This is a genomic window from Lacipirellula sp., assembly GCF_965279485.1.
Lineage (GTDB): Bacteria > Planctomycetota > Planctomycetia > Pirellulales > Lacipirellulaceae > Lacipirellula.
In genome coordinates this window covers 2,242,604-2,262,211 of sequence record NZ_CBDIIC010000002.1, presented here as the reverse complement: position 1 = coordinate 2,262,211, position 19,608 = coordinate 2,242,604, and the positions used below count along the sequence as shown (strand labels likewise).

The window sequence follows — 19,608 nt, the reverse complement described above, 5'->3', positions numbered from 1 at the left end:
ACAAATGATCTCCGCTCGAAAGACGTGCGTCAGCAGATTTGTTTTCAGTTGCGAAAAGTGCAATCAGAAACTATCGGTCCGTCTCTGGACGATCGGGCGTACGTTGGTCTGTCCGAAGTGCCAGAAAAAGGTGACGGTCGAAATGCCGAAACGAAAATCTGCCACGTCGCCTCAAACTCGCTCTCAAGCGGCAGCGATAGACCCACTAGCAGAATTTGTTTATGCCGTCGCGCTATTTGCAAATAGCATGACATTTAACTCAGGCGATGACAGTAAAGCCGAGCTCTATAATCGACACGATGACCTGCTATTTGACCCGAACGCTTATCCTGCCAAGATGCTCGCACTGCTCGCGAAGTTCGCGTCGCGACTCAAGCGTGAGATCTCGATCAGCAATCAGAGCGGTCGTAAAATGCCGTACGCGGACTGGGATGTCTTTGAGGCTTCAAAGCAGTTCACCCGCATCTATCGTGCAATGGCGAATGTGGATGGACGGTACACCGCACCTTTCACATTGCCTGACGAAACGTGGGAGGACACGCCGAGAAATCGAGCCAAAATCCCCGATATTGTGTTGATGCAGATAAATAGTTTCCGACCCGCAACATCCGCGTTTTCTAAGTATTTGAGTAACTCGAGCATTTTTAGCGTTGGGAATGTGATGGAGGTGTTAACGGAAACCACATTCTTAAAGGGTGAAGTCGCCTTAAGTCCACCATCGTAGTCGCTTTGTGTTGTTGTGCGATTCAAGCAGAAATTTGCTTAGGTATTCGGGTTGCGCTACTCTGGGCTGTTCACTCTTAGTCGGACGTGGGATTTGGCGAGAGCCTCGTGACTCTGGCCAAACCCCAGCGGTGCATCCACGCAGGGTTCTATGACTGTTTTGGATGTGGTTGTTTGTGAAGGAGCCATTGCTATGGCGTCAGCGACAAAGAGCGAGGCAAAGAACAATGCGGCGAAGTCGCGTCCAGTCTTTGCGAAAACCTACTTTCCCGTCCAGGTAGCCGTCTTCGAACATGCGAACGACGGTGGAACGAACTTTAGCATTAAGCTAACTCGTTCATTTCGCCGGGATGAAGAGAGCGAGTGGGAGACGACTGAGTATCTCGGCGTGCAGGATTTGCTTCCGGCTGCTCGGTTGTTAGGCGAGGCGTATGATGTGATTCAGGCCCGTCTCAATGATGCGTATCGCGAACGTCAGCAAGCAGGAAATGGCAATAACAATCAATTCTGATTGTAAACCCATTTTCCAACTCGTTTCGCCCTTGGTTGTCGGTTGCACCGCTTCCAAGGGTTTTTTAGACCATTCCTTGCAAATCGCCGTCTTTATCTAATCAAGAAAGCCTCCGCTCCGGCTCGACAAAGGGACGGCGCCCCGTCCGCCTCTGCCATCGCATCGGCCCGCTACGGCGGGTGACGGGCCGATGCGATGGCGACGGCGAAGGGACTTCGGCGAAGTCTCATACATAGAATTAAAGACATCGTCCGAACATGTGCTATGCACTCGTTGTGCTAGCCGTATTTCCCCTGAACTTGCGCCCCAAGCGTACCTGCACCGTTTGGTTCTCTTAGCCGTTGGCTATCGACAAGTCTGGTAAAGCGTGAATTGCCTCATTGCCAAAGAGGTGAGCCAGACGTTCCAGGGCGGTAGGTGATAGTGCCTGCGTGAATAGCAAAACTAGATTGGTCTTCGGACGAGAGCAGACAACGTAGAATAAATTTCGGTTGCGTTCGTAGGCTGGCAATTCATTCTCGCTAGGAGTGCGAGCCATGACTTCTAGCATTTGATTGAAGTCGTAAATGTTCCATCCTCTTCCGAAGACCACTAACACGTTCTCAAACTGTGCTCCTTTCACGCCGTGTTTGGTTTCGAAGGATGTGTGCCCTTGAATGAACTCCGCAAACGCCGTCACCTCAGAATACGCAACGTCTCTCAATGCTCTTGTTCGAGCAGATCTTTCATTCTCAGGTTCGTTCGCGTTCTCTTCACTGCGCTGCACACCGTTCGGAATCTCGATCTTCGATGACTTTAAATGGTCAATAACTTGTCCGACTGTGCCTGTCTTTCGAAGCTCCAGGAGTTTATCCATGTCTCTCTTCCAGGCGACTTTGTCCTCCTTCGATGTGATTGCCGGACGCCCAACGCCTAAAGCATGGAACATGCTTCCAAGCTTTCCTTCCTCGTAGGCCCGGCACACGGGTTCCACCATGTCAACGAAGAACGCGACGTGCGGATCCTCCTTCTTAACGTATGACTCGTTTCGATCGAACACGTCCGCAAGCTGTCGGTAGCCTTGCTCTGCTGCTAGAACTTTGTGCGTCAGCATAAGAATCTTTGTCTTGTCGGCGGACAGATCCCATCCACTGTCCGCCAACTGCGTCTTTAACAGAAGCAAGTATTGATGGCCGTCCTCAGGCGCGAGATCGCCCTTTCGGTGGGAACCAGTGTCCCTGGCTCCAGACCAAGCGTTTGTGTGATAGACAATAGCCGACCCTAAAGCTTGTGGATTCGTGACGGCCTGCTGTAACTCAGGTCGCATCTTGTTAAGCACATTCACTATCGCTGGTACTGAGCGAAAATTGGACTTCTTACCAATTACTTCAAGTTTTCTCTGATCAACTGCACCGCATCCAGTCCCATAAATCTTCTGCCAGTGATCGCCGAAGAATCCTACCAGTGGCCCAGTTTCAGCGCCCACGAGATGAGTCAGTATGGCTTCCGCAAAGTTCTTGTCAGTGTCCTGGTACTCGTCTATCAGAATCACCGGATAGCGGCCAGCCAGGACTTGCCTGAACTTCGGCTCCGCCAGTAGTGCGATCGTAAGCGAAAGCACGTCGTCGTGGTGAAGGGTAGCATCGCCATTGGTGATGCTCGGGTATCCCAAACTGTAATTGACTGTGCTAAGTGTGGGGCTTCCAGCCTCTTCCAATCGCTTTTCCCACTTACCTATATTTGGCAGGTGAGCGCGAAGACTAGACTGGAAGGGCCTCATTAGAGACCAGCAAAATGAGTGAATCGTGTCAGCGTTAATGATCGGGTGACGATCCGTGCGTGCTCTGATTTCGTCGGTCGCAACGTTCGTGAAAGTGATGCAGGCAACCTGCTGGTTATTTCTCGACAGCTTGATGCCCTGCGTCTCGATCAGGTACTGCAGTGTGCCGATCAACGAGTGAGTCTTTCCAGCTCCGGCACCCGCCTCGACCAGAAATGACTTTCGCTGATCGATGCACTCAAAGATTCGCCGCTGGACCTTCTCGGCTACAGCCTCAGCAGGGTTTATCGCCGTAGATTTAGCCACGTTTCTTTCCCCCACTGGGTTTCTTGGTCGGTGTTCCAGCGCCTTTAGCACTCTTTGAAGCTTTGACACTCACTTTTGGCGTATCGCTCTTCGAGGCCGCACTCGCGGTTTCTACGGGAATAGGGGTAACCGAAGGAACTTCGGCAAGCCACGTCAGGCCCTGAGATATGTAGAGCGGCACCTTCCAGTTATTCTCTTTAATTGCATACTTCAGCGCAAACTCAGCCTTATTCTCATCGGCGGCCTTGTCGTAAGCCGTCAGTGCGTGAGTAGAAGCTTCGCCGGTAATTTCGAACAGGTTCAGGTTGGCAAGCATGAACGCATCTTCAAAACTCCGTCCGCAGGGACCGCCCGGTGTCTCAGGAATTTGATATGCAAGGCGGATCATTCCATCCGTCTTGTCCTCGTCCGCCTTCGCGAGCAACGTTGCGGGCGAGATGTCTTCGTCAGTATCTTTGAACCAAGTTTTGACGCATCCATTGCTTGTAAACATTCCGTCCGCCACGACGCATTTAACCCGCTTGTTGGCATCGTTCTTTTTGACTGAATCAAGATCCGTAATGATGAGCGTCTTCAGTTCGAGGAACTCGAGCAGGTCGAAGAACTTATGGGCATAGGCGCCGCAGATTTCTACGACGGCCACATACTGACTGGAAAGCTTCTTCGTTAGACCCTCGTCGACCTTCTCAATCATCTTGGGAAAAAGTAATCGCTCTGCGCAGCCTTCAATAAGAGATGCTTTGTCAGCGAAAAACAGATCACACCGAGTGAGCGTCATGTACTGATGGAGAAACTCTATGTCGTCTTGGTGTGTCCCCTTTAGTCCTTGTCGAAGGTCTTTGATCCGCGTCTTACGAACGTGAGAAGCGTCCGTCTCGGGGCTTGCAAGAAAGTAGCGAATGATTTCGAAGCGAGCTTCGTTCGCCATGTGGCTTGAATGAGTTGAGACAACGAACTGCACAGGCCATGGCTCGCCGTCGTTGTACTCAACCTCGAAAAACTTGGCGATTCGGCTTAGTTGCTTGATAAACACCTCAGCCATTTGCGGATGCAAATGTGCCTCTGGCTCTTCGATAAAGATTATCTGAACACCTGGGCTATGGCTTTCGGTTTGATAAGCCTTAAAGAACTCAAATAGGTGCAGCAGAATGTAGATCAAGTTCCTCGCCCCAAGGCCATTGTACGCCTCCGGTAGGCTTACCCCGTGCGAACCCGCGTACCGTATCTTGGTGTGATTCTGAAGTAGTTTGGTTACATCCAGCGATGTCTCAGTCGTGAGGTTAGGGTCTGTCAGGCCCGGGTAGCCGAACATACTGAACGCAGGCGTGATCGCCTTCAGATTGACATTGATATCGGCGTCGATCTGGAGACGCATCCGCTCTACGGCCGTATCGAGTTCCTCTGCCGCTCCCTGGTCAGCCTCATTGGCAAGGCCCGACTTGGCTTTCTCGAAAAGAGAATTGAGTATGCCTCCAAGCACATCGTTGTCGCGATGCGTGGTGTCATCCAGCGAACGCTGGGCGTTGATAAAGCCGCTCCTCAGGAGTTTGGTAAGCGTGCTCCAGTCGAGTTGCTTAGTGTTGGTTGGATCGTTGGGATCTGCGGCGTGGAGCTTTGCGCGGAAAAGCGGCTGCACTCGTTCCTTCATCGCCGCATAAAACGCTGCAACCTCCTCGGGATTTCCTTCGTCCGTAAGCGTTAGGTCAGCGAACAACGTATCGAGCTTTCCATCGTCAAGTTCGTAACGCGCGACAATCTTGGCGTCGGTGCAATCAGGATCGAGGTCGACGATGAAATCACCAAGCAATCCTAGCTGGGTATCTTCCTTGTATGAAACGGTTAGTGAAACCTCGATCGAAGGCAATATTTCACGCACCTTGTCTTGAGCACCTCCAGAAAGCTTCAGTCTGAAAGCCTCTATGAATTCCAGATGCGCCGCACAGGAGAAGTCTTCAAGCTTGAACGTCGGAGCTCGCTCTGCGAGTAATCGGCGGAACAGCTCTGTGAGCGATGTTTTCCCACTATTGTTCCGCCCAACTATGACGGTGACGTTGTCTTCAAGCGTGACCTCGACGTTTCGAAGCAAACGGAAATTCTTTATGTGAACCTGGTGGATGCGCATACGCTATCGCCCTTATAAATTTTCACCCGCAGCAACTCTACACTCAGTTAGTGTCGGCAAATACTGTACTACACCTCCGCTGTATGTAGCAAAGGCGACACTTCGGCCGACTGGTGGCAGGTTCAAGTCCTGGAACAAGCGTGGAGAAGAGGCGTAACACCTTTCGATAGACTAGGTAATCTCAAAGTAGCTTTCCAGCCACAAGTTGATAAACTGCCGCCATGACACCTCATCAACAGACCTCGTCAACTGATACCGCCAGCCCAGCAGCGACCGGACAAGCGGGCGGAGTTTTCGAACAGCACGTCGACGCGCTGTTCTTGTCCCTTCTACTGGTTCAGGGCCTCCCACCCATCATCAAAGATTCAGTCGTTGAAGAAGTCCGCCTGCAAACGGCTTACGCTGGGTGGGCCACCGATGACGTACTAGTACTGGTTCGCAACGGAGGAGGTGAGATATGTCATCTTGCTTTGCAAGTGAAGCGAACTATTACCGTAAGCGCCTCCGATACGGACTGTGTCGAAACTGTTTCCGGGTTCTGGAAAGACTTTAACGACAGCGCGAGATTTAACAAGGAGCGCGACCGGCTTGCAATCGTCGTGCAGCACGGATCAAAAACGCTCATGCAGGATTTCGCGCCACTCTTAGATTGCGCTCGGGCCTGTCGTGACGCGGCCGATTTCCAATCGCGGCTTGAAGCCAAAGGTTACCTCAGCAAGAAAGCTCACACGAATAACGAAGCGATTCGAAAGATCTGCGATGAGGCAAACGGTTCAGCCATTACTGACCAGCAACTGTGGGCGTTTCTGAAAGTAATCCATGTTCTGTCCTACGACCTTGCAACGGCCACTGCTCAGACTGAATCACTCGTAGTGACGATGCTCACCGCAACCGCCACTGGCCACGATAAAAAAACTGCATCGATCTCAAGTTGGAACCACTTGGTGAAGCTTGCAGGCGAATCGATGGGGACGGCGAAATCATTTCGCCGAGACGCCCTACCATCAGAACTGCTTACGGCTCACGTAACTGTAAGTCCGACACAGCATGAAGCGCTATCAACACTCGCTTCTCATGGAAACACCGTCCTCAATGGCATCAAGGACTCAATCGGTCGAACTGTAACCCTAGAGCGGGGCGAAGTTCAGTCTAAGGTCGCCAGCGCAATTGCAGACAGCCGAGTAGTAATCGTCTCAGGCCCCGCTGGAGTGGGGAAGTCGGCAGTTGCAAAGCATGTCGTTGAAGAGCTGTTGCAAGATCACTTCGTCTTTTCATTTAGAGCAGAAGAATTTGCAACTGCTCATCTAGACACCACTCTTCGAAATGCGGGAGTGAAGATTCCAGCTGACGAACTCCAAGGAATTCTGGCAGCTCAAAGTCGAAAGCTTGTCTTAGTAGAGAGCGTCGAACGGCTACTTGAGCACGCTACTCGTGACGCTTTCAGCGATCTTCTACAGATTTTGAACGACAAAGGTATCAACCTTGTTCTCACTTGCCGCAGCTACTCGCTTGAGATTGTCAGAGCCTCTCTCATCGTTCCACTAGGTGTTCCGTATGAGATTGTCAATGTTCCAGAACTCAATGACTCAGAATTGGAAGAGGTTGCAAAAGCGATTCCTACGTTGAACCGGCCGCTGGAGAGCTCCACACTGAAGAAGATCTTTCGGAATGTTTACATTCTCGATAAAGCAGCGCTCATGGATTGGCCAAGTGACGCAAAGCTTCCACAAAACGAACGCGCATTTAGGAAAAAGTTCTGGTCTGAGATTGTTAGAAAAGATCAGGAAACCGCAGGAGGATTTCCTCAGCGTCGTGAGCGTGCCTTGCAAGAGATTGCTCTGCGCCGCGCACGCGCGCTAACCCCGTACGCTGAATGCAGTGATCTCGACAGTGCAGTCGTGGAGGCTCTCAAACGTGACGATCTGGTGTCGCATCCTCGCGAAACACAGAACCTCGCCGCAACTGCTCACGACGTTCTTGAAGACTGGGCCCTTATCGGCTGGATTGACGAGCAGTTCTACGCCGCACAAGGCGACTATGCCAAGTTTCTTCAGAAACTTGATGCGAGCCCAGCAATTCGTAGAGCCTACCGTCGTTGGCTTCAGGAAATGCTTGAGTGCGAGCCTAAAACGTCGGACGCACTCATCGAGTACGTTCTGAAAGAGCCAGCGATCTCACCTCAGTTGCGAGACGATACATGCGTCTCCACTCTTCTTGCATCGAGTTGCGCCGAGTTTCTTGCCCGTGAAGAGAAGCTTCTTCTCGCTAACGAATGTGAAATCCTAATTCGCATGATTCACCTGCTTCGAATCGCATGCGTAGAAGTGCCGTTTTGGGTGAAAGAGTCGGCAGCACAATCGTCCTTCTTTGTTCCAAGTGGTGCATCCTGGCAGGCAACTCTGAAGCTTGTTTATAAGCACCTCGACAAATTGCTTCCCAAAGCGAACCTGTTGGTACTTGGTCTTATTGATGATTTTGCTAGAGGGGTGGCGTGGTGGAATTCTTACCCACCTGGTTCAAAAGAGGCTGCCGAAATCGCTCACAAGCTACTGCCTGATTTTGAAGACTACGATTTTGACGAGCAACGAAAGACAGCACTTGAAGTCATCGCAAAGATTCCGCGAGCTGCCCCAGAGAAATTTCTCGCACTGATTGAGCTCGCAAGGGGAACGAGGGAAGAGCGTCGTTCCGTCGAAGACTTCGTAGAGATCGTTCTTGAAGGGATGACTTGTTTCGCAGCAGCCAGAGACTATCCCGATGAAATGATCGGACTCGCTGAGTCGCAAATGCTTCTTGCCGAAAGCGATGTAGCGATCGCTCTCCAGTACGGCGATGGACTCGGAGTGGACACCGCATTCGGCATAAGCCACAAGCTGCACAAAGACTTCTTCCCCGCAAGCGCATACAGGGGATTCTTCTTGCCGCTTCTAAGGAAGCACAGCGAAAAGGGAGTCGCATACTTATTGCGTCTCTTCAATCATGCTGCCGACTGCTACGTAAACCCAAAATACGGAAACTCGCTTGAGCCAGCATACGAGGTCGAGATCACTTTGCCGGACGGCACCAGCAAAAAGCAGTGGTGCAATAGTCGCTTGTGGCGCCTATACCGCGGCACCTCCGTTGGCCCCTATGTGCTTCAGTCTGCCTTGATGGCGCTTGAGTTGTACCTGTCCAAAATACCCGAAATAGATCCTGATTTTTTTCGAGCCTCTACTTGATACGCTTCTTCGCGAGAGCCGAAACGCCTCGATTTCGGCTGTAGTGGCTAGCGCCGCTACTGAACATCCGAAGCATGCAGGTAAAACAGGCGCTTCGCTACTTTCTTGTCGTGAGTTTGTAACGCTGGATAAGGAGCGTCTAATCGCTGAGCAGCAAGCCATCGTGCTCTCCAGCAGCTTCTTAAGTCGCTCTGATCAGAAGGTGTATGATGATGAGCGAAAAGCATCCAATGCTCTACCGCACCGAAAGGCAGAGCTTGAGACCATGGCGATCAACCTGCAACTTGGAGGGTTCGCTGAACCAGTGCAGAAGATTATCGACGAACACAAACGCAAGCTCCCTGAGGTTAGTAAACAAACAGTAGCGGATCGCCAGTGGAGGCTTGCTCTCCACAGGATCGACCTCAGAGGACTCGCACCAAAGGAAATTGAGCTTGAGGGGACTGCCAACGGCGAAGCGCCGTCGAAGCAAGCATTTATTCTTGAGCCGCAAGGAATCGAAGAAGACATCCAGGAAATGCTTGATGAAGGCGCACCCGCCCAGCAAAGATTCAACGAAGATATGGGACTCTTCAACTGGGCAGTTCAAAAGTTTCATCGCAAAGTAGTCGAGGAATCTGGGGATAAGACATGGGAGAAGATGTTAGCTCGTGCTAAAGCATTAGCTGAAGAGAAAGTCGAAGATGATGAACAGCTACCACTCTCATTCCAGGCTCCGCGATATGCAGCCGCTGCTATCGTGCGGGACCATTGGGACGATCTAACACCTGATGACCGCAAGTGGTGCCTTGAGATGCTGATTGAGTCTCTTCAAAGAGGGATGGACGAATCGGGCGACTACGTATTCATGGCAAAGAACATGCTCGATCCGTCACGTCCGGCAGCTTTCTGCATGCCCATCATCCTTGGCAAAGTACTGTCGGCCGACCTCAAGCCGGTCGCCATGAAAGGGCTTGCGATCGCACTGACACATTCAACTAAAGAGGTAATCGCATGCGCTGCTCAAGGAGTCGGGGTTCATTTGTGGCAAAACGATCCTGGGCTCGCTGAATACATAACCTCTGCAATGGTGCAGAGGACTAATGACATTGATCGCCTACTTAAAGAGGACGACAAATTAGACTACGTGAAGCGCAGGGGGTTCTTCTCGATTACTTCCGAAGTCAATGTCAAGGTTAGAAAACTTATCGAGGAAAGTGGGGACGTGTCTTCTGAAGAAATCGCCAAACTCAAAATGCTCGGCAGACATACTCGCTACGACGTAGATGTACTCCTTGCACTTGTTCAAGATCCTGGTGAGGAATCCTTTCCCCGTTTAATCTATGCGAAATCAATTGATGCTTTGGTTCATTGGTGGAATCTCGACAAGCGAACGCGCCGTGAATCTGAACGCGTGCCACATGAACAACTCTTAACAATTGTTGAGAGAACTGCAAGCTACGCGCTGCTATTGCCGACCGCCGACGGGCTAAAGTTCTGCGAGCCAGTTCTTGAATTGGTCGATAAAAATTTTCAAGACGTCGCTAAGTTCGTTCAGTACATCATTAATGCCGAAGACCAGTTGCGTACGGGAGCACACTTCTGGGCTCTGTGGCAAGCGTTCGCTGATCAGCTGAAGTCAGCAAAGTGGCTGACGAAACTAGATTCAGATTATCCAGGCTACGACAGTTTGATCACTGCCGTCTTTTTCGGCCCAGCGGCAACTAGCAAGAGATTTCACTGGCCGCCGCTTGATGGCCATGCCAAAGATGTGGACGAACTGGCTCTAGCACTGCCAGCCCACCATCGCGTGCTAGATGAGTACGTGATGTTCCTCTACTGTATGGGCGAAAAATCTTTGCCAGATGCGTTTGTAACTCTTACTGGAATTGTGGGAAGAGGGGACGCAAAGTTACTTCTCTCCCAATCCAACACGGTATTCTGCCTCGATCGCATGTTGCAGCAGTATGTGTACGGATTACCGCGGATGCTGAAAGAGAAGCCTGCGCTTCGTGAAGCGGTGCTCAAGCTTCTAGATGCCTTGGTGGAAGCAGGGTCTAGCGCAGCGTACCGAATGCGGGATGACTTTGTGACGCCGCTTGCGGGGTAGCACTAAAGCGTTGACAAATAATACCTTTTGTCCCATTGGATCTGTAAGAGGCTCTAGGCATGGATAACAAGCTGCCCGATGCATTGCGGCACATAGAAAGCGAGGCGATCAAGATCGGATTCAAGATGTCCTGTTCGGTCATCTTCGGTCGCCTCTTAAGGACGCTATCTGCATCGAAGCCAAAGGGGACACTGCTTGAAATTGGAACCGGAGTTGGAGCAGGAACTTCCTGGATGCTCGATGGAATGGATCGCAGCTCCAGATTATGTTCGATCGACATTGATCCAAATGTCATGGCCGTCGCTCGGAAGCACTTATCCTCAGATCAAAGGCTAACTCTACTTGATGGCGACGCCACTCACTATCTAGCGCAGGCTCCTTCGGATTCTGTGGACCTGCTATTCGCGGATTTCCGTCCCGGGAAATTTGAGAATCGCGATGACGCCATCCGCATTCTGAAGAACGGAGGGATTTACATAGTTGATGACCTATTGCCACAGCCGACTTGGCCTGAAGATCACCAGGGACGGGTCGATCAGTTCTTAAGCGAAATTTTTGTTGAGCCCCGACTAAGTGTGGTGCATATGCCGTGGGACTCCGGGATAATTATCGCTACTAAAAGAGATTCATAAAATGCTACCTGATAGTATTCTGGCCAATGATCTAAAACTCGCCGGTGCGAGTCCTCTGCGTGCTACGCCACCCGTGCGTAGCTTGCTGTCAGCACCTGTCGTAGTTCCTCATAGGATCATTGCTGCGATTCTCGTTAAGGGTGATGACGCTCCGCATGCGGTGCTTCCAACGTTCGTAGAAGACGAGTTGGAAGGCGTGGCTAAGCAACTTAGTTCTAGGGGCATCAAAGCGGTTAAGGTGTTCGTTGACTCGTACGCTCCTTCTCATGATGCCAGTGCTGTGTACGATGCGAATGGACTGTCGCCCCGCGCAATTTCAAAGCTAAAAAGTGCAGCTCCGGAAATTTGCGTGATCACTGACACGTGCCTCTGTTCCTATACAGATCAAGGGAACTGCGCACTGACCAGTCAAAGCGGTGAGATCGACGAAGATGCAACTTTTGAGAAATTCAGAGCCCTGGCGGACATCCAGCTAAAGGCCGGAGCGGATATACTAGGTCCCGCTCCGATGATGAATGGAGCCGTCTCGGCCTTGCGCAAGCATCTCGACGCCACTGGCTACAGGCACGTTCCATTAATGCCGCATCTGTCATGGCGATCGACTCTTTATCGTACCTATCGGGCAGCAATGAATACTGGCTTGGGTATTCAACGTCAAGCATTTCAAATTGACCCCACGCGCCCTGAGCAGTTTCTTTCGATGGGGGAGCGATTGAAGTATGAAGGCGCTGATATTATTCAAATGCAGCCAGGCCTGTTTAGTCTAGACATGGCTAGTCGCATGCGAGAACATCTCCAGATGCCGGTTGCACTGTACTCAGTTTCGGGCGAGTATGCGATGATGAAAGCTGCTTGTACGAGCAATGACGAGTTTAAAGAGATCTTGCACGAACACGCCACGGCCTGCCTGCGCAGCGGCGTTGATTTTATAGTGACGTATGCTTGGCAAGAGCTCACAGATTCCCAGGGAGAATGCTGATGGCTTCAAGCATACGCGTTGGTACGCGAGCCAGTAAAATGGCTCAAGTTCAAGCTGACGAAGTTATTCGGAAAATGCAGATCGCGTTTCCGAATGTCTTATTTGAGAAGTGCGTCACTAAAGCTGATGCGGACACTCATGAGAACAGCTTGAGAATGCACGGTGGTAAAGGGGGCTTTGTCAGCCGACTGGATTCGGGGTTGGTGAGCCGGGAATTCGACATCACGGTCAACTGTCTGAAGGACATTCCTAATGCACATGAACGTTGCGAGTCCATCGTAATCGCGGGGGTGTTGCCTAGGGACGATACACATGACGTCGTCGTCACGCGAGCGGGAGTGATGTTAAAGGACCTCGCACCCAACAGTGCTATTGGCACCGTAGCTCCTCGCAGAATTGCGCAGGTGACACGTAACCTACCTCATCTTAGGTGTGTTCATTTCCGTGGCAGCGCCGACACGCGTATTACCAAGCTCGAGGCTGGGGCTGTCGACGCGGTGATCCTTGCTGGATGTGGTTTAGAGCGGATCGGGATGCGTGATAAAGTCACAGAAGAACTATCTGAGGACTTGTTCCCGCCTGCATTTGGTGCTGGCATCGTTACTATTGATTGCTTAGCTGAACGGCACGACGTGAGATCGCTCATCGACGAGATAAGTCACCGGGACACATTTCGCTGCATGACAGCGGAGCGTGGGTTTGTCGACGCCATTCAAGGCAACTGTACGACAGCGATGGCAGGGAAAGCGATTTGCAACGAAGATGGCCGGATCTCAATTAAAGTTTCAGTTTACTCTAGCGATGGACGCGATCAGCTTGAAGGCTACGACTCTTGCCCAGCCGGGCAGGAGGCTGAGATGGGTGAGAGGCTAGCTGCTTCGATGGTTCTGAAAGGGGCGCGCGATATTATGGCGCTGTAGGCGTGCACATTGCGGCGATCTGCTCAGTTCTAAGTCCTGCGCCATGGATGCACCCGACTAGGGAGTCGCGGCTGGTCCACGCGAGGAAGGAGTTCAGGGCCGTAATAGCCTTTCAGGTTTCCAGTAGATTGTTGGGTCTTAGAAATGAGCGTAAGCAGGGATTGGACGATCATTGGCAGTCGCATTTCAGCAGCGACTGCTTGCAGAGAGCCCCGCGCTCCGCTACCAACGATACGGCGCTACTGTAATTCGCTTATCTTCCAATCGGATCTGTGATTGGTTAGCCGGATCGGTGTTTCGATCCTCGGCACCTCATTCTAGACAATTGCAAGAAGGCGAAGGTGCCTGCCGCGCGATCAGCTACGTCAAGCGCTAGCAGCTCGCAGCGAGATGATATGTGCCAATTGCTGATTCATCGATTCGATGCACAGTTTCAACCAAGTTGGTGAGCATACCAATCATCATTGCGGCCGACATGACATGCTCATCATTTAAGGAATACTGGCTGGGGAAGTACTTCAAGAACTTTTCGTCCACAGTGCCATTTCTGTGGGAATACAGATGCCGTATTTGCAATATCCTCTCGATCTCAAGTTGCTGCTGATCGTCCAGTTCATCGAGGCATTTGATATGCTTGTTTTCGGCAATAAAGCCCTTGACGCTGCCCCGCTGCAATTTGCTAATCTTCTTTCTCGCCCAAATGTCGATGAATTCTTGAATGTCGCTGCAACTCAGGATTTCCGCGACCGTGACCTGTTCGTTGGATCGCAGTGTGGCGGGGTTCGCGAGGTAAATCTCGTACAGCAAGTCTGATAAGTAGCCCTCAAAGATATCCGCACAAGAAGAAAACAGTATCCGCATCAAGATCTTACCTTCGCGGTTGGACGTCGCCGTCGTCGGCGAATCCGGGTACAGAAGTATGGCCAAATCGTCTGCAATCTTGAGCACGCTCTGAATGTGACTGTTAAACTTTCCCTTTGCGCTAGTGGCGCGTTGATTGAATTGATCAATTCGCGCGGAGAGAGTTTGTAGGCTGGGGTAGTTGTTCTCTCTGAATGCTACTGCGGTGCGACCGACCTCGATAGTCCGGTTGCCCTCTCTCCGATACTGCTTTCCGTTCGTGGTGATCGGGATCTTCGACTTGGCGACGCTCAGAACCAACAGCGCCTTGTCATTCAGCTCGCTGTATTCGTAGGTGATTTCAGGACGCGGAGAAAGGAGTCCTATCGCCCTTTGAATAATTGTGTCCGCATGAAAGTCCTTGCTGAGCCCTGAAATCAGTTTCGTCCCGCTTCCTTCGTCTACGCCGAGCACGAGATGGCCCCCATGCGAATTCGCGAATGCGCAAAGTACTTGAGCCATACTTCGGGATGGCGGCAATACCGCTTTGAATTCAAGTGAGTCGCTCTCTGGCCGTGCCACAAGATCTGCAATTTGTGCTTGTAAACTCATCTCTCGTTGCCGCCTAAATAGGAAACTTCTTGATTTTGGTCGTTTTAAGAATGTGCCCTAGCGTCACGCGCCGCTGCTTAGTTCCGAGATCAACCCAAAGTTCTGAGTCCTCGTAATCCAGCACGTCTCGCTCGGCGGTGTAATAGATGATGACTTCATGGGAGTATGCAGGCCGGGCGACGATCTGAATTTCGCGGCCGTCTTTCGTAATTCCTGCCAGTACTGTGGGGGCGACTTCCTCAACGTGTGTCATGTCGTAGCCCGAGAGCGTCCGCAAGTGGTTAGTAATCTGAATTTTGGCTCGTTCGATCAACTTCTGCGCTATCCGGAACATAGCCAGAGTAGGCACTGATTCGTGAGAGAATAGGGCAGCCAGATCTTGATCTTTCAGGGCTTCTTCCCATTCCGCTTGGGATGTAATGCCCATGCTTGCGAGCGCTTCTTGAGTGATTTGCAGGGCAGGGCGATGAGTTCTAATTAGTAATTCTCTCAGTTCAGCGATGCTTCCAACTCCAGTATCGCGCATTAGCTCGTCTAGCTGCTCGGCCTTTCCCATGTTCTCCATTAGCACCTCGTCGTCGTAGAGCAGATGCTTTTGACTGTAGAGCTCCGGGAACAACTGCGGTGCTCTCTCCGGATTCTCCCTAAACCATTTGAGAATTCGGCCAAAGGGCTCTTGGCACAACTGGGCAGCTTCGCGATCGTGGGCCTTCTTGAGCGCGCGGGTTGAGATCTGATCGACCACATCTTGTAAGCAGATCGTTCGTTGCTCCGGAATTTCAAAAGTGAAGCTACGCGATGCGAGCAGGCTTCGAACGTCGTGGTCTAGGAGGCCTAGTATGTCCTTAAAGTCTTCTTCAATGTCTCCGCTCTCTTTGTAAAGCTCTGCGAGTTGGCGGAAGGAGCCATGCTGATCGGGGAAAATGGCCTTTGTGTTGACGAGCACGTCCCGATGTTGCTTGTCATCATCTAGCAGCGTGTAGAAATGCTTAAGCCATTTACCGACTACCGCGCCTACAAGTTCGACAGCCAGCTTATCGACTGTCTCACGTCCCTCTACGAATTCGCAAAGCACAGTTGTAGTCAGGCGTCCGCACTCCTTCCAAATGAGAGGGTGCCACAACTCAAACTCTTCTTTAGCTGGCAAGCAATGCGGAAACCAGTGTAAGGCAAGTGCCCATATCATTTGTCTTACCTCTTTCCGCGGCGAATGCGGAAACCAAACATAGATCGAATTGTCCTCCTGCAGCATCGCAGCCTTCTCGGATTCTTTCGCGGTCGTCACCGTGCGCGCGTGCAGGAGACGTTGTTGCACCGGGTTAAAGACATTCTCGTCGAACCAGTCGGCTGTAACCCACGGTAGGGCGCCAGGCAACGGGTGAATGTTAAATAGCTGATAAAGATTTTGCCAGTTGTTCAACACCGCGATCTCAAGCAGCTCGAAAAATAATTCGATGGCGTCACGGATAATCTGACGGTTAATTGCGACAAGCGGATCAGGTCGAACAGTCCCAGTCAGAAGGATTCCATCGCGAGCATCAGTGGCTTCAAAATGCGGGTTGTTCACAATTGCTGGAAAAGGAAATGATTCCGTTCCAACGAGCGGAAAATCGCAGAAGAGCCTTGGAACGCTGGGCGGTAGGGGTTGGATGTAAACCTTGTCGTCGACCAGTGATATTGGAACAGAAAGACTTGTAAGTCCTTTGCAAATAGTAGCGATGGTAACTGAAGCGCCGCTTCCTTGCTCCGAAGGTTCGCTCCTCCATACGTGCGTGATCCTAACCCTGCCGCCTGCAATAGCAGGTGCAGCAGTAGCACTGAAGCGGGTGTTTCCAGGCGACAGCGATACCGATAGTACCTCGGGGACGAGAACAAGGGCGTACGGAAGGCAACTGTGCAAATCATCGAGGCCATCTTTCGCCACACGCTGTGACAGTTCGTCTGCCATATGGTAGATGAATGATGTGTTGAACGCTTTTGGATCGTAGGGGTGATATGTCGGCAGCTCATCTAAGTTCTGAACTGATTGCTTCGCGGATTCCACCGCGGCAGCTATTGTTGGCAAGTCGTAGCCGCTCCGGTCGAGATCAAATTGGAATTTCTTAAATTCAAGCTCTGGCTCTTTCGCCAGTCCTCTCACCGTGACCCGTTCAGAGAGGAGGTGAGTGGTGAGAAATCCCGTCCCAAATTTGCCAGTCGTCGTTCGTAAGCCGCTTTCGTCTCTCTCCCTGTCTTTTGTTGAAATCTGCTCGATCAGAAAGCGAATGTTGTCTGCGGTGAACGGCTTCCCTGTGTGCATGAATTCGAGTTGATCGAGATCGTCGCTCTGATCGATGCCAATATGCACACCGCCCTTGTGATGCACGTCCCGTACGTTCTGCACGAGCTCCCAGACCCAACGCCGCCTGAGAGTAGGAGAAGTCTCAGCTTGGGTACGGATGACGCGCATCTCCTTCTCAATTTTCGTCGCAATATTCTGAAGGTGTGCTTTCTCTTGCGACGCACTCAGTTTTTTTCGGTAGTCCATTTGTGAATACACGCGGAAAGTATGGGGGGCTGGAAGGCCACTAAGAGTCTGTAGTTTAGGCGGGTTTAGAGGCGTTTCCAGCGCCAAAAGTATCCCGATGTTACTAAGAACGGCAACTGCGGGAGATACGAAGTCAATTTGAGTAGCCAGCCGATTAGCAGTAATGTAGTAGAGACGCATGCCAAACTAGACGTGTTTGGCATCGGTAGGGTAGAAGAGAAGGGTATTCGTCGGCCTCACTTTTCCATAGTTGCAGCACGAGCATGGCTATTCGGAACAAAAATGACTTGCTCCCTACTCTAGATATGATGCATCATAAAGGACGTTATGGTGCATCGGATCGCGGGAAGGGGACTACCTTTCAAATGCTGTTTTGCCCGAGAGCTGCTAACTTTATTTTCCGCTAAAAGGAATGACGCACGAACTGACAGCACGTGATCAACGCAATCTTAATCGTATCGGTTTCACGTCGCTGCCCGGCGCCATCAAGGCTGCAGGAGATGCAGGCGCACGACGCTTTCTCGAATTCTTCGTTGTGACGATTCGTAACAGGAACACGAGACTCGCCTACGCACAAGCAATTCGGCAATTCTTCGAGTGGACGGAAGCTCGCGGCGTTCGATCATTGGATGGCATTGAGCCTGTTGTCGTCGCTGCGTACATCGAAGCGCATCAAGGATCTCCGCCGACCGTCAAGCAGCACTTAGCGGCTATTCGCATGCTGTTCGATTGGTTAGTTACCGGCCAGATCGTGGAGAATAATCCGGCAACGTCCGTTCGCGGTCCAAAGCATATTGTTCGACGTGGAAAAACACCCGTCCTCACTGCCGACGAAGCGCGGCAATTGCTCGACTCAATCGATACGTCGACGGTGATCGGCTTACGCGACCGCGCACTTATCGGCGTGATGATCTACACATTTGCGCGCGTGAGTGCGACGGTAAGTATGAAAGTCGAAGACTTTTACGCCGAGGGAAAGCGATGGTGGCTTCGACTGCACGAGAAGGGAGGCAAGCAACACCAAGTCCCTGCTCATCACAACGCTGATCAATACTTAGACGACTACCTGACCGCCGCTGGGATCGCTGCGGCAAAGAAATCTCCACTCTTTCGTACGATTGATCGGCGCGGCCGTATGTCCGATGCGGCGCTGACTCGCAATGATGCATTCCGCATGGTCAAAAGGCGAGCAGCTGCCGCTGGTCTTTCATCCGCCATTACATGCCATTCGTTTCGAGCGACAGGAATTACCGCCTATCTTGCAAATGGCGGCGCGCTGGAAAAGGCCCAAACGATTGCCGCTCATGAGTCGCCTCGAACAACTAAGCTGTACGACCGCTCACGAGACGACGTGACCATTGATGAAATTGAACGAATCATTATCTAAGGCTCAGTCGCGTGCTCCGCACTACCCCACACTGAAGAACGTGACTAACTCCTGGCTGGGGCGGCAGTTGCTCTACTTCTACGGCCATGATGATTGGAATAATTTCGCCATCGCAGATACTTGCCGATTACGCTCCTTGCGTTTCACTCCGTGGGACGTAGCCTGAGTTCCGCCCGGGTAGACAGAGAGCTGCCTACCATCGTTAGAGTCGTGTCTAGTGGGGAAAATCACATGCGGTACGTTTGGATCCATGTCGCCGTTGCCGGAGCCTTAATCGGTGCCGTTTCTGCTCCCGTTTCTGCTCAGCATTTTCACAGCAGTCATCATCATCACGACGCCGCTGGGCACCGCGTCGATGATTCTGGTCACCACATCGACAACCAAGGGCACCACACTGGCTGGCAAGGCGTGTACGACCACAACGTGACGCCGAGTTACTATCAGCAACCGAGCTATACCCCGTCGTACGTCACGCCGCACGTTTCGAACTATCCGCAGTTTAATGCTGTAGTCCCCGGCAACGTTCTCCCCCGCCCCGCAGCTGCCGCATTCACGGGCGGCCCAATTCAAATCGTTTGCCCAGCTGGTGCCGGTGGAACCGTCAACTACGCACTGAATAATTTTAAGTACAGCATTCAACCTGGGCAGTCGCAAACGATTCAAGCCGACCGCGATTGGATCATCACATTTGGTCGAGGCGAAAGTTTTGGCAGCGCCAAGTACGCACTCACGCCCGGCGTCTATCAATTCGCCGTTACTGCCAAAGGCTGGGAACTTCAAAAGCAGCCCGCCGTGATCGCGCAGGCACAGCCCGAAGCGCCGCCTGCCCCACCTGCGCCGACCAATTCGGTTCCGATGATCGCGAGCCCCGACGCTTCAGCTGGGGTGACGACGGCCAATGCGCCGACACCGACGCCCACGTTGGCTCAATAGAGGCGTCAGCTACAGCATCAAGCGGTCGACGGACGCTCCGTCGGCCGCTT

Annotated in this window: 13 protein-coding genes; 9 read left to right on the top strand and 4 right to left on the bottom strand. The window is 51.9% G+C overall.

Annotation, left to right across the window (positions count from 1 at the left end; translation table 11 throughout):
• The first annotated feature begins 4 nt into the window (after positions 1–4).
• Positions 5–724 (top strand): hypothetical protein, encoded by a 720-nt coding sequence (locus tag ACQY7R_RS16750; protein ID WP_428306714.1) that lies wholly within the window; start codon positions 5–7, stop codon positions 722–724.
• A 150-nt stretch (positions 725–874) separates the two neighbouring features.
• The gene (locus ACQY7R_RS16745) at positions 875–1,234 is read left to right on the top strand and encodes a hypothetical protein (RefSeq protein ID WP_428306713.1); all 360 of its coding nucleotides are present in this window, start codon (positions 875–877) and stop codon (positions 1,232–1,234) included.
• Between the two features lie 334 nt (positions 1,235–1,568).
• Here ACQY7R_RS16745 and ACQY7R_RS16740 read toward each other — a convergent pair whose 3' ends face one another.
• Both ACQY7R_RS16740 and ACQY7R_RS16735 read right to left on the bottom strand, forming a co-directional pair.
• On the bottom strand, positions 1,569–3,299 hold the full coding sequence (locus ACQY7R_RS16740) for a UvrD-helicase domain-containing protein (RefSeq protein WP_428306712.1): 1,731 nt from the start codon (positions 3,297–3,299) through the stop codon (positions 1,569–1,571).
• The gene (locus ACQY7R_RS16735) at positions 3,292–5,421 is read right to left on the bottom strand and encodes an ATP-dependent nuclease (RefSeq protein WP_428306711.1); all 2,130 of its coding nucleotides are present in this window, start codon (positions 5,419–5,421) and stop codon (positions 3,292–3,294) included. Before ACQY7R_RS16735 ends, ACQY7R_RS16740 begins: the two co-directional genes overlap by 8 nt.
• A gap of 221 nt (positions 5,422–5,642) precedes the next feature.
• Here ACQY7R_RS16735 and ACQY7R_RS16730 point away from each other — a divergent pair, with 221 nt between their 5' ends.
• Genes ACQY7R_RS16730 through hemC form a run of 5 tightly spaced genes read left to right on the top strand, consistent with a single transcriptional unit; the run spans position 5,643 to position 13,259 of the window.
• On the top strand, positions 5,643–8,639 hold the full coding sequence (locus tag ACQY7R_RS16730; protein WP_428306710.1) for an NACHT domain-containing protein: 2,997 nt from the start codon (positions 5,643–5,645) through the stop codon (positions 8,637–8,639).
• A 43-nt stretch (positions 8,640–8,682) separates the two neighbouring features.
• Positions 8,683–10,728 carry a hypothetical protein gene (locus ACQY7R_RS16725; RefSeq protein WP_428306709.1) on the top strand — a complete coding sequence of 682 codons (2,046 nt, stop codon included), beginning with the start codon at positions 8,683–8,685 and terminating at the stop codon, positions 10,726–10,728.
• A 59-nt stretch (positions 10,729–10,787) separates the two neighbouring features.
• Positions 10,788–11,360 (top strand): O-methyltransferase, encoded by a 573-nt coding sequence (locus tag ACQY7R_RS16720; RefSeq protein WP_428306708.1) that lies wholly within the window; start codon positions 10,788–10,790, stop codon positions 11,358–11,360.
• Between the two features lies 1 nt (position 11,361).
• A complete protein-coding gene (locus tag ACQY7R_RS16715) occupies positions 11,362–12,339 on the top strand; it encodes a hypothetical protein (protein ID WP_428306707.1) in 978 nt (325 codons plus the stop codon).
• Positions 12,333–13,259 carry a hydroxymethylbilane synthase gene (gene hemC / locus ACQY7R_RS16710; RefSeq protein ID WP_428306706.1) on the top strand — a complete coding sequence of 309 codons (927 nt, stop codon included), beginning with the start codon at positions 12,333–12,335 and terminating at the stop codon, positions 13,257–13,259. Before ACQY7R_RS16715 ends, hemC begins: the two co-directional genes overlap by 7 nt.
• Before the next feature lie 372 nt (positions 13,260–13,631).
• Here the strand turns inward: hemC and ACQY7R_RS16705 are convergent, their stop codons facing one another.
• Entirely contained in the window at positions 13,632–14,711 is a 1,080-nt protein-coding gene (locus ACQY7R_RS16705) for an AlbA family DNA-binding domain-containing protein (RefSeq protein ID WP_428306705.1), read from the bottom strand.
• Positions 14,712–14,724: 13 nt separating this feature from the next.
• Positions 14,725–17,418, bottom strand: coding sequence for a sacsin N-terminal ATP-binding-like domain-containing protein (locus ACQY7R_RS16700; RefSeq protein ID WP_428306704.1), 2,694 nt, complete (start codon positions 17,416–17,418; stop codon positions 14,725–14,727).
• A gap of 232 nt (positions 17,419–17,650) precedes the next feature.
• On the opposite strand from ACQY7R_RS16700, the gene ACQY7R_RS16695 reads away from it, so the two are divergent.
• Both ACQY7R_RS16695 and ACQY7R_RS16690 read left to right on the top strand, forming a co-directional pair.
• Positions 17,651–18,625: a tyrosine-type recombinase/integrase gene (locus ACQY7R_RS16695; protein WP_428306703.1), complete on the top strand. Its 975-nt coding sequence runs from the start codon at positions 17,651–17,653 to the stop codon at positions 18,623–18,625.
• Between the two features lie 231 nt (positions 18,626–18,856).
• Entirely contained in the window at positions 18,857–19,558 is a 702-nt protein-coding gene (locus ACQY7R_RS16690) for a hypothetical protein (RefSeq protein WP_428306702.1), read from the top strand.
• Positions 19,559–19,608 lie beyond the last annotated feature (50 nt).